The following is a 14323-nucleotide window of genomic DNA, read 5'->3' as shown; positions in this document are numbered from 1 at the left end:
CATCTCCAGTCGGGGCGGCCTTCGGGTCGCCCCCTTTTTATCAGCGGCAGTAGAGATAACCTCCCTTTCGCTCCAGCACGTCGAGATGCAGGTGATCCTGATGGGTCGCGTCGCTGCCGGGGGAAAGAACGGTTCGGAAGAACAGGCAGGCGGCGGCTGTGATCGTCCGCTGGAAGGCACCTTCCACCGTTCCATCCTCGCCGCGCGGCTTCATCACCAGCGGATCGCCCTTGTCAAAGGCGATGGTGGAAATATCGACAGCATTGCCCTTGGCATGTTCGGAAATCTTGCCGGTTTCGGCACTGTTGCGGTTGCGGCAAATATAGGTCGAGGCATTGGCAATCGCCGTTACCTTTTTGTCCGGCAGGGCGAGAGCCGCAGCCGGCAGCATCATCTCCTTTGTCCAGCGCGATAGCGCAAGGGCGGTTTCGCAGCGCATGGTGCCAGATGGTTCAAGCTTGATGCCCGGCAGCACCACGGAAAGCTCGATCGGCGCTTCGATACCGCACCCCTGCTCTTCGTCGCGGATCGGCTCGAGCTCTTTGAATTCCGCGCCGATTTCCTTCAATGCGCCAAGGCAGGCCTGAAGCTTTGCCGGGTCTTCCGGCTTCACAGGCTCCGGCGGTTTTTCCTCGGGTTTCGTTGCTTCGACAGCTGGAGCTACCGTCTCACCGCCGTTTTGCCCCTTGTCGTCTTTCTTCTTGTCCTCGGCACCCTTCCCTTCCGCGTCGGATTTTCCTTCTTCAGGTGGTTGCGGCTTGGGGGTCGGCTTCGGTGTGTCTTCGGGCGTTTGCGCGCCCTTATCGGCCGGCTTTTCCGTTGTGGCGGGTGCTTGCTGTTCGCCAGGCTTCGGCTGTGGCACCGGCACCTGTGGCGGCGGTTCGGAAGCGGAAATAAGGGCGAGACTCGTCATCAGAAGACACAGGCGATGAAGCATTTTCCGGGGCACTCCTGACTGTTTCGGCAGGACAGGAACGCAACTCGCGCCGGTAAGGTTCATTCCGTCGCCGGAATCCGCTTGCCAAGGCGAATTGTGCAGGCTAACAATTTTCCCATGAACATCGTGTCTATGAACATTGCTAACTGGTGGTGGAGCAGCTTTACGCGGCCTTGACCAGTCATGTCTTCAGACAAAGTCCAAGCCGCCCGAATTTTCAGGCGGCTTTTTTGTTATTCTGCCGCCTGTCATCGGGCCTGAAAAACGGGAAGTGCGAAAGAAATGGTAACGATCATTCAGGATGACGGAGCGGAAACCTACGAGACGAAAGGCGGCATAAAGGTCAGCCGAAAGCGTCGCGCCGCCGAATATGCCAGCGCCATCGACAACTACATCGAAAAGCTCGATGCCCATCGCGGCGCGGTTTTCTCGTCCAACTACGAATATCCGGGCCGCTACACGCGCTGGGATACGGCCATCATCGATCCGCCGCTCGGCATTTCCTGCTTCGGTCGCCAGATGTGGATCGAAGCCTATAACGGCCGCGGCGAAGTACTGCTCGACTTCATCACCGAAAAGCTGAAGGCGACGCCCGATCTGACGCTGGGCGCATCCTCCGTCCGCCGTCTCGACCTCACGGTCAACGAGCCGGACCGCGTCTTTACGGAAGAAGAACGCTCGAAAATCCCGACCGTCTTCACGGCGCTGCGCGCCATCGTCGACCTGTTCTATTCGAATGCGGATTCGGCCATCGGCCTGTTCGGCGCCTTCGGTTACGATCTCGCTTTCCAGTTCGACGCGATCAAGCTTTCGCTCGCGCGCCCGGAAGACCAGCGCGACATGGTGCTGTATCTGCCCGACGAAATTCTCGTCGTGGACCATTATTCCGCCAAGGCCTGGATCGACCGTTACGATTTCGAGAAGGACGGTGTAACGACGGACGGCAAGTCCTCAGAGATCGCGCCCGATCCCTTCAAGACCACCGACACGATCCCGCCCAAGGGCGATCACCGTCCCGGCGAATATTCCGAGCTGGTGGTGAAGGCCAAGGAAAGCTTCCGACGCGGCGATCTGTTCGAGGTCGTTCCCGGCCAGAAGTTCATGGAGCGCTGCGAAAGCAATCCATCGGCGATCTCCCGCCGCCTGAAGGCGATCAACCCTTCGCCCTATTCCTTCTTCATCAATCTCGGTCATCAGGAATATCTGGTCGGTGCTTCGCCGGAAATGTTCGTGCGAGTCTCCGGCCGTCGCATTGAGACCTGCCCGATTTCAGGCACCATCAAGCGTGGCGACGACCCGATTGCCGACAGCGAGCAGATCCTGAAGCTGCTGAATTCGAAGAAGGACGAGTCCGAACTGACCATGTGCTCGGATGTGGACCGCAACGACAAGAGCCGCGTCTGCGAGCCGGGTTCGGTGAAGGTCATCGGCCGCCGCCAGATCGAGATGTATTCGCGCCTCATCCACACGGTCGACCACATCGAGGGCCGTCTGCGCGACGACATGGATGCCTTCGATGGCTTCCTCAGCCACGCCTGGGCCGTCACCGTCACCGGCGCACCGAAGCTCTGGGCCATGCGCTTCATTGAAAGCCATGAAAAGAGCCCGCGCGCCTGGTATGGCGGTGCAATCGGCATGGTCGGTTTCAACGGCGACATGAATACCGGGCTTACGCTGCGCACCATCCGTATCAAGGATGGCATCGCGGAAGTCCGCGCCGGTGCGACGCTTCTCAATGATTCCAATCCGCAGGAAGAAGAAGCCGAAACCGAACTGAAGGCATCCGCCATGATCGCGGCCATTCGCGATGCAAAAGCCACAAACTCGGCCGCCACCAAGCGCGATGCCGCCAAGGTCGGCACCGGCGTCAAAATCCTGCTGGTCGATCACGAAGACAGTTTCGTGCACACGCTGGCGAATTATTTCCGTCAGACGGGTGCCACAGTTTCCACCGTCAGAACGCCGGTCGCAGCGGAGGTCTTCGACCGCTTCCAGCCCGATCTCGTCGTGCTTTCGCCCGGACCGGGCAGCCCGACGGATTTCGACTGCAAGGCGACGATCAAGGCCGCCCGCGCCCGCGAGTTGCCGATCTTCGGCGTGTGCCTCGGTCTTCAGGCGCTGGCGGAAGCCTATGGCGGCGAACTTCGCCAACTTGCGGTACCAATGCACGGCAAGCCCTCACGCATCCGCGTGCTGGAGCCAGGCCTGGTCTTCTCCGGTCTCGGCAAGGAAGTGACCGTCGGTCGCTACCATTCGATCTTCGCCGACCCTTCCACCCTTCCGCGTGATTTCATCATCACCGCTGAAAGTGAAGACGGCACGATCATGGGCATCGAACACGCCAAGGAACCGGTAGCCGCCGTTCAGTTCCACCCGGAATCGATCATGACTCTCGGCCAGGATGCCGGCATGCGCATGATCGAGAACGTCGTGGTGCATCTGACCCGCAAGGCGAAAACCAAGGCAGCGTAAACATCCTGCATCGGCGGCGTCACTTCGGCGCCGCCGGGCAAGCCTCAAACAGCGCGACTTCGAGATCGCCTGCTGCCTAGCTACGCGGCAGCGATGTGGAAATGCACAGCGCGAATTTCTTCAAAAGTTGCATGTCGAAGTGGCCTTCCCGGCGCAACATCCACGTCAGCGCTTCGTTTGCCGTCCAAGGCTTCTTGTAGGGCCGAACCGAGGTTACGGCGTCATAGACATCGCAGATCGCCGCAATGCGCGCGTGAAGACTGATCTCGTTTCCGGCGCAGCCGCTGGGATAACCGCCGCCATCAATGCGCTCGTGATGATTGAAGCAGACATCCAGAACCATGGCCGGCATCTGCTCGTTGCGCGACAAGATATCCCGGCCGAACGTTGGATGAAGATTGATGATTTCCCGCTCGGTGGCGCTTAAACCTTCCGCCTTGTTGAGGATCGACGAAGGAATTTCCACCTTGCCGATATCGTGCAGCAGGCCGCTGATGCCGAGCAGATCGACCGTTTCCTTCTCCAGCCCGAGATAATTGCCAAAATGGATCATCAACCCGCTGACGGAAACCGAATGCACGAAGGTCGTCTCGTCCTTCGACTTCAACCGGGTAACCCCGATGAAAATCGCCGGGTTCGACTGGACCGCATCGGAAATCTTGCCGGCCGCCGCAGTCATGCCCTTGAGGGACACGCAGCCACCGGCTTCGGCAACGGCAAATGTCTCGGCAATGGCATCGGCGGCAGAGCGCACGGCATGGGTAATGGCAGCCATGGTTTCGGGGCCATTGTTTAATCGCGGCGGGACGGTTCCAGAGTACGGCCTACCCTCGATATCGTTTCCCTTGGCCGTATTGATGATGATGCTTTCAGCGCCGCTCAATTTCAATTGACGCATCAACTCTTCATGGCGCAGAAGAAATCGATATCGCTGCAAAAATCCGCTGTTCGAAAGCGCTCCCTCGACCGCTTCGATAAACATGCCAACCGTCAATTGCTGGGTAGAAATTCGTTTGAGCATCAGACGCTTTTATTTTCCTTCCCGGGAATGGTAACCTGCACTGGCAAATGCTGAAAAGACCGGAACCAACCGGTATCCCTGCAAGGGTAAGTTACGCATTCCTAACATTGTTCAATTTTGGAACTTAAACATAAGATAGCACGAATATGAAAATTTTTTACTCTGGATATATTTAAAACGCAAAGAATCAATTCGATTAAGCCAAGAAACAACCTAAGAATGTAAATACTGAAAATTCTCGCGAACGACGTAAACCAGGAGCCGAAGAAAAGCCGCATGAATTCGAAACTTGAAACGCGCATCGATCAGGGTACGGGCCGTGAACCGGCAGATATAGTTCTCAAGGGCGGACGATTCTTCGACCTCGTAACTGGAGAACTTGTTGCCTCCGACATCGCCATATGCGGCGATACCATCGTTGGAACTTGCGAAAGCTACAAGGGTCGCCGGGAAATCGACATTTCGGGGAAAATCGTCGTTCCAGGTTTCATCGATACCCATCTCCACATCGAATCATCGCTGGTGACGCCGCACGAATTCGACCGCTGCGTTCTGCCCTACGGCGTTACCACCGCCATCTGCGACCCGCATGAGATCGCCAATGTTCTGGGCGCGGAGGGGCTTCGGTTCTTCCTGGACAGTTCCATGGAAACCATCATGGACATCCGCGTGCAGCTCTCGTCCTGCGTGCCCGCAACCCATCTGGAAACCTCGGGCGCCGATCTGCCGATCGAAAAACTGCTGCCGTTCCGTGATCATCCGAAGGTTATCGGCCTTGCCGAATTCATGAATTTTCCGGGTGTCATCCACAAAGACCCGGTATGCATGGCAAAACTCGAAGCCTTTCAGGGACAGCATATCGACGGACACGCGCCGCTTCTGTCGGGAACGGCGCTGAACGGATATCTGGCAGCCGGCATCCGCACCGAACATGAGTGCACCAGTGCTGCCGAGGCTTTGGAAAAGATCCGCAAGGGCATGCATATTCTCGTGCGCGAAGGCTCGGTCTCAAAAGACCTGCACGCCCTGATGCCTGTTATCACCGAGCGTCTGTCGCCTTATCTTGCGCTTTGCACCGATGACCGCAACCCACTCGACATCGCCGAACAGGGTCATCTCGATTATATGATCCGCACGGCAATCGCCAACGGCGTGGAACCGCTCGCCATCTACCGCGCCGCCTCGATTTCCGCCGCAAAGGCCTTCGGCCTGCGCGATCGCGGTCTTATCGCACCGGGCTGGCGCGCCGACCTCGTGGTGATCGATACCTTGCAGAACTGCAAGGCCGGCATGGTCTTCTCCGGCGGCCGTATCGTCGATGACGCGCTGTTTGCCACCCGCAAGCCGGTCGCGCCCGTCGGTCTTGACAGCGTCAAGGCAAGACCCGTGCTCGCCGCCCATTTCGGCGTGCCGGTCGCGCAAGGCGAGACCCCGGTGATGGGCGTGCTCCCCGGCAAGATCATCACCGAACATCGCCGCTACACGCTGCCGACGGACGGCAACCAGACGACTGTCGATCTCGCAAACGACATCATCAAGGTCGCCGTCATCGAGCGCCATGGCAAGAACGGCAACCACGCCAACGGCTTCGTGCAGGGCTTCGGGCTGAAGAAGGGTGCCATCGCCTCCACTGTCGGTCATGACAGCCACAATATCTGCGTTGTCGGCGTTAACGAGGACGACATGGCGCTGGCCGCCAACCGGCTCGGCGAAATCAAGGGCGGTTTTGTGGTAGTCGAAGACGGCAAGGTGACGGGCGAGATTGCGCTCCCGGTGGCCGGGTTGATGAGCCTCGAACCTTACGAAACGGTGCGAGACACGCTCCACACCCTGCGAAAGGCAGCCTATGCGCTCGGCACGACGCTCGAGGAGCCTTTCCTGCAGGTGGCTTTCCTGCCGCTACCCGTCATCCCGCACCTGAAGATTTCCGACATGGGCATGGTGGATGTGGATCGGTTTGCACTGATCTGACGATGGAGTTTATCGGCCGGAAACAGCGTAATCTACTTATGCCGCGTTTCTGAGACGGCGCGAGCCGTCTCAGGTTTTCGTTTCTGCAGGCCAGGTCACATAGTAATATTTGCCCGCGACCCTGCCAAAATAGGCGTGGTTGCCAGTCGTCTTGTCGACATAGCTGCCACTTGCATCCTTGGAAAGAAGGCCGCTTTCGTTACGTTTGAGCTGCGAGTTCAGGAAATCCGCCCAGTTGGTCTTGGCGATATCCGTAGCAGTTGTCGACCTGGCGTTTTTCTGACTCGGATCCCATGCGCTTATAGATTTGCCCTGCGTGGGGTCCGAGATCTGCAAGCGCCCGCCCGCAAGAGCACTCATCATCGATTGGGAACGCAGGTATTGCGCCGGGTCGTCCCCCGCTGTCGAAAGCTTGACCTTCAGATTTCGCATAAAGCCTGATGACGCGAGATATTCGATTGACGACATTTTTGGCGTTGCATTCGTTGTGGATGCGCGGACTGACGATTGTCCGGAAGCGAAAACGCTTCTGATGGATGTCGCGGGGGCAGTCTGAACCTTGGAACGTGAGGATGCGGAACTAGCGGTGGTAAGTTGACTCGAATTCTTGATCGAAACGGACATGACAATCCCTACTTCGCTTTATAGTTATTATCCGAAAATATATAACTATTCAGTCAATAATAATCCAAACTTGCGCAAAGCTCGCCAAATTCATAAGAAATAAAAATGAACAGAATATTTCGTTTTTATTAGATTAAAAATGATGAATTACATAAATTAATTCAAATTTTCATATTTTTAAATAAATTAATACATTAATTAGTATGAAAATATGTACTATCGCCTATGGGCAATTTGCATCGCGTCACCAAGTCCAGCGTGGCGCAAGCTCCCGGAATGATCATAAAAGAGCCGAGCGACGTCCGCATGAAAATGCCGGTTCAGACAAGGCGAAACGGACGGATTGCTAAATCGGCTGACTTACAGCATCGGCAAGTCATGAATGCGATGGCAGCAGCTTGCGGAAATAAACCACCCGTTCGGTCTCCTCAAACCCCAGCGCCGCATGCATGCGGTGTGAATCGATATTGGCAATATCGGCATCGGAGGCAAGCTCGCTCACACCCTTGCTGATCGCCCAGCGGGTGACCTCGGCGATCAATGCCGCGGCAACGCCCTGACCGCGGAATTCTTCTTCCACATAAACGCCTTCGAGAAACGCAACAGGCGATGTATCGCATCCGTTGACATAATCCCGCCGGAGGCTGACGTCGGCGAAACCGATGGCCATTCCGACCAGATCATAGGCAATGAAACCGGCGTCGTTGTCGGAGAGGTTCTGCAATTCAGCCCTATGTTCGGCAACAGAGGCATCGGGCCATAAACGGTGGCGCAAAAGGGACCAGTCGTCCAGAGATGCTGCGGCGTCCCTGATGGAAAATTTCAGGCTCAAGCGACGACCCCGCAAAACACGTCCAACCCCTCAAGCTTCACGATCCCGGCGTCGAACAGCGGCTCAAAACCCGGCATCGGCAGGATATCCGTGACCTCCATACCCTTCGGGATAGGAAATTCCACCGCCTCACGGGTCAGGTTGAAAACGAACAGCAGTTTTTCGTCACCCTTGTGGCGCGTGAAGGCCAGCACATCGAGATTGGTCTTGATGAAGTCCATATCGCCGTCGCGCAATGCTCCATGGGTTTTGCGGAAGGACAAGACCGCGCGGTAGTGGTTAAGAACCGAGTCCGGCTTGCGCTCCTGCGCATCCGCCGCCTGCATGGCGTGGGCATAGGGCACCGGCAGCCACGGCTTTTCCGCGCTTGAAAAACCCGCATTCGGCTTGCCGGTTTCCCACACCATCGGCGTGCGGCACCCGTCACGCCCCTTGAAGGCGGGCCAGAAGCGAATGCCGTAGGGGTCACGCAAATCCTCGAAGGCCAGTTCGGCCTCGGTCAGGCCCAGCTCCTCACCCTGATACAGACATATAGAGCCGCGCAGGCTGGCGAGAACGCAGATGGCGAGCTTCGCAACCCGCGTCTGCTCCTCGGAGCCTTCGGAAAACCGGCTCAGATGGCGCACCACATCGTGGTTGGAAAAGGCCCAGCACACCCAGCCATCCGTCACCACCTTGCCAAAGGTCTCGACCGAGCCCCGCAGGTGTTTTGCGCTGAAATCCGGGCCAAGCAGATCGAAGGTATAGCACATGTTGAGTTTGTCATTGCCGGATGTGTAGGCCGCGACCGTCTTCAGCGAGCGTGCGCCGTCCCCCACCTCGCCCACGGTGGCGCGGCCCTCATATTCATCGAGAAGCGCGCGGAAGCGCTGGAGGAAGGCCACGTTTTCCGGCCGCGTCTTGTCGTAGAGATGATCCTGCATGCCGTAAGGATTGACGTCGGACGCATCGAGACCAAAGCTTTCGTCGTCCAAAAGCGGCGGGTTGTCGCGCAACAGCTTGTCGTGGAAATAGTGATTGACGGTATCGAGACGAAAACCGTCCACGCCGCGATCGAGCCAGAACCGTACGGTTTCCAGAAGCGCATCCTGAACATCCGGATTGTGAAAATTGAGATCCGGCTGCGAGGCGAGAAAGCTGTGCATGTAATATTGCTTGCGCACGCCATCCCATTCCCATGCCGGCCCGCCGAACACGGAAAGCCAGTTGGTGGGCGCCGTGCCATCCGGTTTGGGATTGGCCCAGACATACCAGTCCGCCTTGCTGTTGATGCGGCTTGCACGGCTGTCCACGAACCAGGGGTGCTTATCGGATGTATGCGAAATCACCTGGTCGATGATAACTTTCAGCCCCAGCCGGTGCGCCTCGGCCATCAATGCATCGAAATCGGCAAGCGTGCCGAACATCGGATCGACATTGCAATAATCGGAAACGTCATAGCCCATATCGGCCATGGGGGAGGTAAAGAAAGGCGAGAGCCAGATGGCATCGACGCCGAGCGAGGCGATGTAGGACAGCCGCTTCGTCACCCCGGCAAGATCGCCGTAACCGTCCCCGGTCGTATCCTGAAAGGATCGCGGATATACCTGATAGATCACCGCCCCCTTCCACCAGTCCGATTGCGCTTGGGATTTGTGGACCGGGGCATGGGTTGTCGGCATGAGCGATCTCCTGATGAGGGTTGGTCCGAGAATATAAAGCAGCTGTCCCTGCGTAAACCGGAACTTCGCAAATGCCCAAAATCACCTCGAAGCGGGCTTGTCAGGCACCTCCTGTCGTCGTAATCCCGAAGGTAAAGCAAGTGGAGGATGACGGCGTGGGCGGACGGTTTCTGTCGATTGGCGAATGTATGGTGGAACTGTCGCAGGCCGGAAACGGGCTGCTGCGCAAGGGTTTTGCCGGTGATACCTTCAATACGGCATGGTATGCACGTGCCTGTCTGCCAGAAGACTGGTCCGTCGATTATTTCACGGCACTCGGCGACGATCCTCTTTCGCAGGACATGCTGGCCTTCATTGCAGATGCCGGTATCGGCACGGAAAAAATCCGCCGCATCAAGGGCGGCACACCCGGCCTTTACCTCATCAACCTCAAGGATGGTGAGCGCACCTTCAGCTATTGGCGCAACGCAGCCGCAGCAAGGCAACTCGCAGCAGATGCGGACCACCTGCGCAAGACGGTGGAAAGCGCCGACGTCATCTATTTTTCTGGCATCACGCTCGCCATTCTCGCCTCGCCCCACGATGTAGATACTTTCCTTGCGGAACTGCGCCGCGCCAAGGCAGCGGGCAAGCCCGTGGTCTTCGACCCGAACATCCGCCCGCGCCTCTGGTCCGACAAGGACACGATGCTGGAGACGATTACCAACGGCGCACGCGCCGCAACGCTGGTAATGCCAAGTTTCGATGACGAAGCCAGCCATTTCGGTGACACATCCGTCGAGGCCACAATCGAGCGTTACCGTGCGCTCGGCGTCGCCAACATCGTCGTCAAGGATGGCGCAAAGGGTGCGACACTCGATTTCAGCGGCGCACGCAGCCACGCTCCGGCGGTAGAAGCCGTGGATGTGGTGGATACGACAAGTGCAGGCGACAGTTTCAACGGCGCGTTTCTCGCCCGATATGTAACCGGCAGTTCGCCGCATGACGCCGCCGTCTTTGCCGCACGGGCAGCGGCAACCGTCATCGGCCATCACGGCGCGCTGATCAGCCCCGAGCTTCTTCCGTTGGTCGGATGATGCCAGACGGAACCGGCTTCCTGATACCTGTGCTTGTCACAGGGATGACCAGGAGCGGGCATTACGGACAAGAGCAAGCTTGTGTGTGCAAAGGACACTTCTCTACCCTTATCCGCCCTGACATGATCCTGTAACACGCACGCCGCATATACGGGCGGAAGCCGGGTGGTGGGGAATCGCCCGCGCGCAGTCGAGCAGGATCGGTGTTTCATGACGAGAATCACGATTGTCACAGATGCCTGGCACCCGCAGGTCAACGGCGTGGTTCGTTCCATCGAAAATACCAATACGGAACTCGCGCGGCTGGGCGTGGATGTGCACATGGTGACACCGCAGAGTTTCTACAGCATCCCCTGCCCGACCTATCCGGAAATCCGCCTGTCAGTCGCCGGCTATCGCCGTGTCGCGGCGGAGATTGAAAAAAGCCAGCCCTCCTTCGTCCACATCGCCACCGAGGGTCCGCTGGGTTTCATGGCGCGGCGCTGGTGCGTGAAGAACAGGATGCGTTTTTCCACCAGCTATCACACCCGCTTTCCCGAATATGTCGCGGCGCGCTTCCCCATCCCGGAAAGCTGGCTTTACGCTTTCGTGCGCTGGTTTCACAATGGCGGCAACACCTGCATGGTGGCGACGCCAAGCCTGGAGACCGAGCTTGAGGCCCGCGGGGTTCGCAACTTGAAGCGCTGGAGCCGCGGCATCGATGCCGAACTGTTCCATCCACGTCCGAAAACGTCGCTGCCTTTCGATCTGCCAAGACCGATCTTCATGACGGTCGGTCGTGTGGCGGTGGAAAAGAACCTGCCTGAATTCCTCGACCTCGAGCTGCCCGGATCGAAGGTCGTGATCGGCGATGGCCCGGCCCGCCATGAATTGCAGGAAAAATATCCGGACGTGCTGTTTACCGGCATCAAGACCGGAGAAGAACTCGCGGCTGCCTATGCGCAGGCCGATGTCTTCGTTTTCCCGTCCAAGACCGACACATTCGGCAACACCATTCTGGAAGCGCTGGCGAGCGGTGTGCCGGTGGCCGCCTTCCCCGTTACCGGGCCGATCGACATTCTCGGCGGCAATCCCGGGGCAGGCGCGCTGAATGACAATCTTCGCGACGCGTGTCTTGCAGCGCTCCATTGTTCATCGCAGGAGGCCCTGGCGCTTTCCAAAAGCTACAGCTGGGAAAAGGCATCGCGGCAATTCCTCGACAACGTCATTCACGCCGCCGGAAAATCCCTGCCGCTTTTGTCCCGCTCACGACTTGCCTGACGTTGAGACACATTGATCCCCGACATTTTATCGGGGAACGGTGGACGAAACAAAGCAGGAGTGTCACAAGACGATCTGGACGCGACCGCCGTTATCTTTAGAACGGGGTCGGGCTGCTGATTGACGTCAGGCGGCTGCCGCGAGATCACGCTGGCCGTCCTAATTTCACAAAGACTTATCCCGTCTCAGATCACCACGCGCCGACGAGCGCCTGGCCGGAAAGCGGCACCGTCCGCGCCTTGCCGTTCCGCTCCGTGACCGAAAGCGACGGGGACATCTGTTTCGGCGACTTGCGGAACCAGTTTGCGGCGACGCTTGCCAGATCGCCGATCATCGCCTGTTTGTGCCAGTCGGCAAAACGCCGCGCGGTGGCTTCCGGCTCGGAGCGGTAGAAGAAATCGCCGGAATGATCGAGATCGTTGATGGAAGCCGACATGGCCGATAGCGGACGCTGAAACATCTTCGGGGGCACGGAAAGTTCGCGTGCGCTCTGCGAAAAAGCGGGCGCCATGAAATCGATCGCCCATCCCTCCGCTTCGACCCAGCAATGGAAATTATCGCCAGCGCCCGTTACGTAACCATCGTCACGATGGTCCGCAAAAAGCATGACCGTTCCACCAAGATTATAAGCGGCAAGCCCGCCCTTCGGCACAGCTTTCACCTTGTAATGCTGCTGAAGGATGAAGGCGCCGAAGGTGCTGAAATACATGCAGGCCGTAGCCGGGTCAGCATTGTCGTTGACGAGCAGGCTGTTGATGACGCGGTAAATCCGGTGATAGTCGGTCTGCTTGATCAACATGGTTTTTTACTCGCCAGTTTTATGATTATCGGAAGGCAACGGGAGAGACCGGTTCACCGTCGATCTCGATATTGGTGAGACCTCGGCCCCACGCGACGTCATCCTCGGGCTTATCCCGAGAATCTACCTCCCGAGTCGCAAAATCGAAAGTTTGCAGATTCTCGGGACTAGCGCGAGAATAACGGAGGAGAGGTTTTCAGCAGCCGATTACCGCCTCTTCTTCGCCTTGCTCTCGAATGGATTGTCCGAGCCACGATAATGCAAGCGGATCGGCACGCCCGGCATGTCGAAATCCTTGCGCAGACCGTTCACGAGGTAGCGCGTGTAGCTCTCCGGAATGGCTTCCGGTCGGGTGCAGGAAATCATGAAGGCCGGAGGGCGCGCCTTTACCTGCGTCATGTATTTCAGCTTGAGGCGGCGGCCGGAAACGGCCGGCGGCGGATGCTGCGTGGTCTGCGCATCGAGCCAGCGGTTGAGCTTGGCGGTCGAGATGCGGCGGTTCCAGATCTTGTCGGTATCGATGATGTTCTGCATCAACCGGTCAAGGCCATAGCCCGTCTGGCCGGACATCGGCACGGCGCGAATGCCGCGGGCCTGCGGAAGAAGCCGCTCGGTCTTTTCACGCAGATCGGCCAGAAACGCCTGCGGATCTTCAACCAGATCCCATTTGTTGAAGGCAAGCACGGCGGCGCGGCCTTCGCGGATAACGAGATCGACCAGCTGCAGGTCCTGCTTTTCGAACGGAATGGTGCTGTCGAACACGATCACCACCGTTTCGGCGAAACGAATGGAGCGCAGGGAATCCGCGACCGAGAGCTTCTCCAGCTTTTCCGTCACCCTGGCCTTGCGGCGCATGCCGGCCGTGTCGAACATCTTGATGGTGCGGCCGCGCCAGTCCCACTCGACGGAAATACTGTCGCGGGTAATGCCCGCTTCCGGGCCGGTTAGCAGACGGTCTTCACCAAGGAAACGGTTTATTAGGGTGGACTTGCCCGCATTCGGTCGGCCGATGATGGCGACGCGCAGCGGCTTGGTCTCGTCATAAACAGGCTCTTCTTCTTCCTCTTCCTCGCTGCCGGGCTCAGTGCGCGGAAGAACGATATCGGTCTCCGCCTCATCCACTTCAGGCGGGAAGGCAACGTCTTCGCCAATCGCCTCGACGATGGCGTCGCGCAGGTCGATCATGCCCTGGCCATGTTCGGCCGAGATGGCGCACGGATCGCCAAGACCAAGCGTAAAGGCATCGTAGAAGCCCGCATCGGAACCGCGCGCCTCGGACTTGTTGGCCACCAGAACCACTGGCTTGCCACGACGGCGCAGCATTTCGGCCAGCGTTTCATCGGCGGGCGTCAGGCCTGCCTTGGCGTCAACGACAAAAAGCGTCACATCGGCTTCGTCGATCGCCGCTTCGGTCTGCGCCCACATGCGGCCCTGAAGCGTCTCCGGCCCGGATTGCTCCAGACCGGCGGTATCGATGATGGTGAAACGAAGGTCGACAAGCTTCGCGTCGCCCGGGCGACGGTCACGGGTCACGCCCGGCGTATCGTCGACAAGCGCCAGCTTCTTTCCGACCAGACGGTTGAAAAGCGTTGACTTGCCGACATTGGGGCGCCCGACTATGGCGACGGTGAAGCTCATTGATTGTTAATCCTTGGAGGTGGGAAAGCCGT

The 14323-nt window shown here is 58.2% G+C and carries 11 protein-coding genes; 4 read left to right on the top strand and 7 right to left on the bottom strand.

Going from position 1 to position 14323, the window contains the following annotated elements:
• Positions 1-40: 40 nt before the first annotated feature.
• A complete protein-coding gene (locus F617_RS0109700) occupies positions 41-937 on the bottom strand; it encodes an extensin family protein (RefSeq protein ID WP_013636636.1) in 897 nt (298 codons plus the stop codon).
• Between the two features lie 282 nt (positions 938-1219).
• Here F617_RS0109700 and F617_RS0109690 point away from each other — a divergent pair, with 282 nt between their 5' ends.
• Complete coding sequence (locus F617_RS0109690) at positions 1220-3409, top strand: anthranilate synthase (protein ID WP_003513614.1); 2190 nt, start codon at positions 1220-1222, stop codon at positions 3407-3409.
• A gap of 76 nt (positions 3410-3485) precedes the next feature.
• Here the strand turns inward: F617_RS0109690 and F617_RS0109685 are convergent, their stop codons facing one another.
• A complete protein-coding gene (locus tag F617_RS0109685; RefSeq protein ID WP_019565182.1) occupies positions 3486-4430 on the bottom strand; it encodes an HD-GYP domain-containing protein in 945 nt (314 codons plus the stop codon).
• A 276-nt stretch (positions 4431-4706) separates the two neighbouring features.
• On the opposite strand from F617_RS0109685, the gene ade reads away from it, so the two are divergent.
• Positions 4707-6401, top strand: coding sequence for an adenine deaminase (gene ade, locus F617_RS0109680; protein ID WP_019565181.1), 1695 nt, complete (start codon positions 4707-4709; stop codon positions 6399-6401).
• Positions 6402-6470: 69 nt separating this feature from the next.
• Here ade and F617_RS0109675 read toward each other — a convergent pair whose 3' ends face one another.
• The 3 genes from F617_RS0109675 to F617_RS0109665 form a co-directional block, all read right to left on the bottom strand.
• Positions 6471-7025, bottom strand: coding sequence for a hypothetical protein (locus F617_RS0109675; protein WP_026330763.1), 555 nt, complete (start codon positions 7023-7025; stop codon positions 6471-6473).
• Positions 7026-7401: 376 nt separating this feature from the next.
• Entirely contained in the window at positions 7402-7857 is a 456-nt protein-coding gene (gene aac(6') / locus F617_RS0109670; protein ID WP_019565179.1) for an aminoglycoside 6'-N-acetyltransferase, read from the bottom strand.
• The gene (locus tag F617_RS0109665; RefSeq protein WP_019565178.1) at positions 7854-9518 is read right to left on the bottom strand and encodes an alpha-glucosidase family protein; all 1665 of its coding nucleotides are present in this window, start codon (positions 9516-9518) and stop codon (positions 7854-7856) included. The genes aac(6') and F617_RS0109665 overlap by 4 nt, the downstream gene beginning before the upstream one ends.
• A 155-nt stretch (positions 9519-9673) precedes the next feature.
• On the opposite strand from F617_RS0109665, the gene F617_RS0109660 reads away from it, so the two are divergent.
• A complete protein-coding gene (locus F617_RS0109660; protein WP_003513625.1) occupies positions 9674-10594 on the top strand; it encodes a sugar kinase in 921 nt (306 codons plus the stop codon).
• Between the two features lie 210 nt (positions 10595-10804).
• The gene (locus F617_RS0109655; protein WP_013636642.1) at positions 10805-11854 is read left to right on the top strand and encodes a bifunctional monoglucosyl/glucuronosyl diacylglycerol synthase; all 1050 of its coding nucleotides are present in this window, start codon (positions 10805-10807) and stop codon (positions 11852-11854) included.
• 190 nt (positions 11855-12044) lie between these two features.
• Here F617_RS0109655 and F617_RS0109650 read toward each other — a convergent pair whose 3' ends face one another.
• Positions 12045-12653 carry a DUF2026 family protein gene (locus F617_RS0109650; protein ID WP_019565177.1) on the bottom strand — a complete coding sequence of 203 codons (609 nt, stop codon included), beginning with the start codon at positions 12651-12653 and terminating at the stop codon, positions 12045-12047.
• 207 nt (positions 12654-12860) lie between these two features.
• Complete coding sequence (der, locus tag F617_RS0109645; RefSeq protein WP_019565176.1) at positions 12861-14291, bottom strand: ribosome biogenesis GTPase Der; 1431 nt, start codon at positions 14289-14291, stop codon at positions 12861-12863.
• Positions 14292-14323: the final 32 nt, after the last annotated feature.

This window comes from Agrobacterium sp. 10MFCol1.1 (assembly GCF_000381165.1).
Classification (GTDB): Bacteria; Pseudomonadota; Alphaproteobacteria; order Rhizobiales; family Rhizobiaceae; genus Agrobacterium; species Agrobacterium tumefaciens.
Note: the sequence above shows the minus strand (reverse complement) of the source record. Positions and strands in the feature narration are given on the sequence as shown.

What these genes read in the sequence shown, in the direction of transcription:
- F617_RS0109700 (WP_013636636.1), bottom strand. Translation starts at nt 937, where the DNA reads ATGCTTCATCGCCTGTGTCTTCTGATGACGAGTCTCGCCCTTATTTCC.
- F617_RS0109690 (WP_003513614.1), top strand. Translation starts at nt 1,220, where the DNA reads ATGGTAACGATCATTCAGGATGACGGAGCGGAAACCTACGAGACGAAA.
- F617_RS0109685 (WP_019565182.1), bottom strand. Translation starts at nt 4,430, where the DNA reads ATGCTCAAACGAATTTCTACCCAGCAATTGACGGTTGGCATGTTTATC.
- ade (WP_019565181.1), top strand. Translation starts at nt 4,707, where the DNA reads ATGAATTCGAAACTTGAAACGCGCATCGATCAGGGTACGGGCCGTGAA.
- F617_RS0109675 (WP_026330763.1), bottom strand. Translation starts at nt 7,025, where the DNA reads ATGTCCGTTTCGATCAAGAATTCGAGTCAACTTACCACCGCTAGTTCC.
- F617_RS0109665 (WP_019565178.1), bottom strand. Translation starts at nt 9,518, where the DNA reads ATGCCGACAACCCATGCCCCGGTCCACAAATCCCAAGCGCAATCGGAC.
- F617_RS0109655 (WP_013636642.1), top strand. Translation starts at nt 10,805, where the DNA reads ATGACGAGAATCACGATTGTCACAGATGCCTGGCACCCGCAGGTCAAC.
- F617_RS0109650 (WP_019565177.1), bottom strand. Translation starts at nt 12,653, where the DNA reads ATGTTGATCAAGCAGACCGACTATCACCGGATTTACCGCGTCATCAAC.
- der (WP_019565176.1), bottom strand. Translation starts at nt 14,291, where the DNA reads ATGAGCTTCACCGTCGCCATAGTCGGGCGCCCCAATGTCGGCAAGTCA.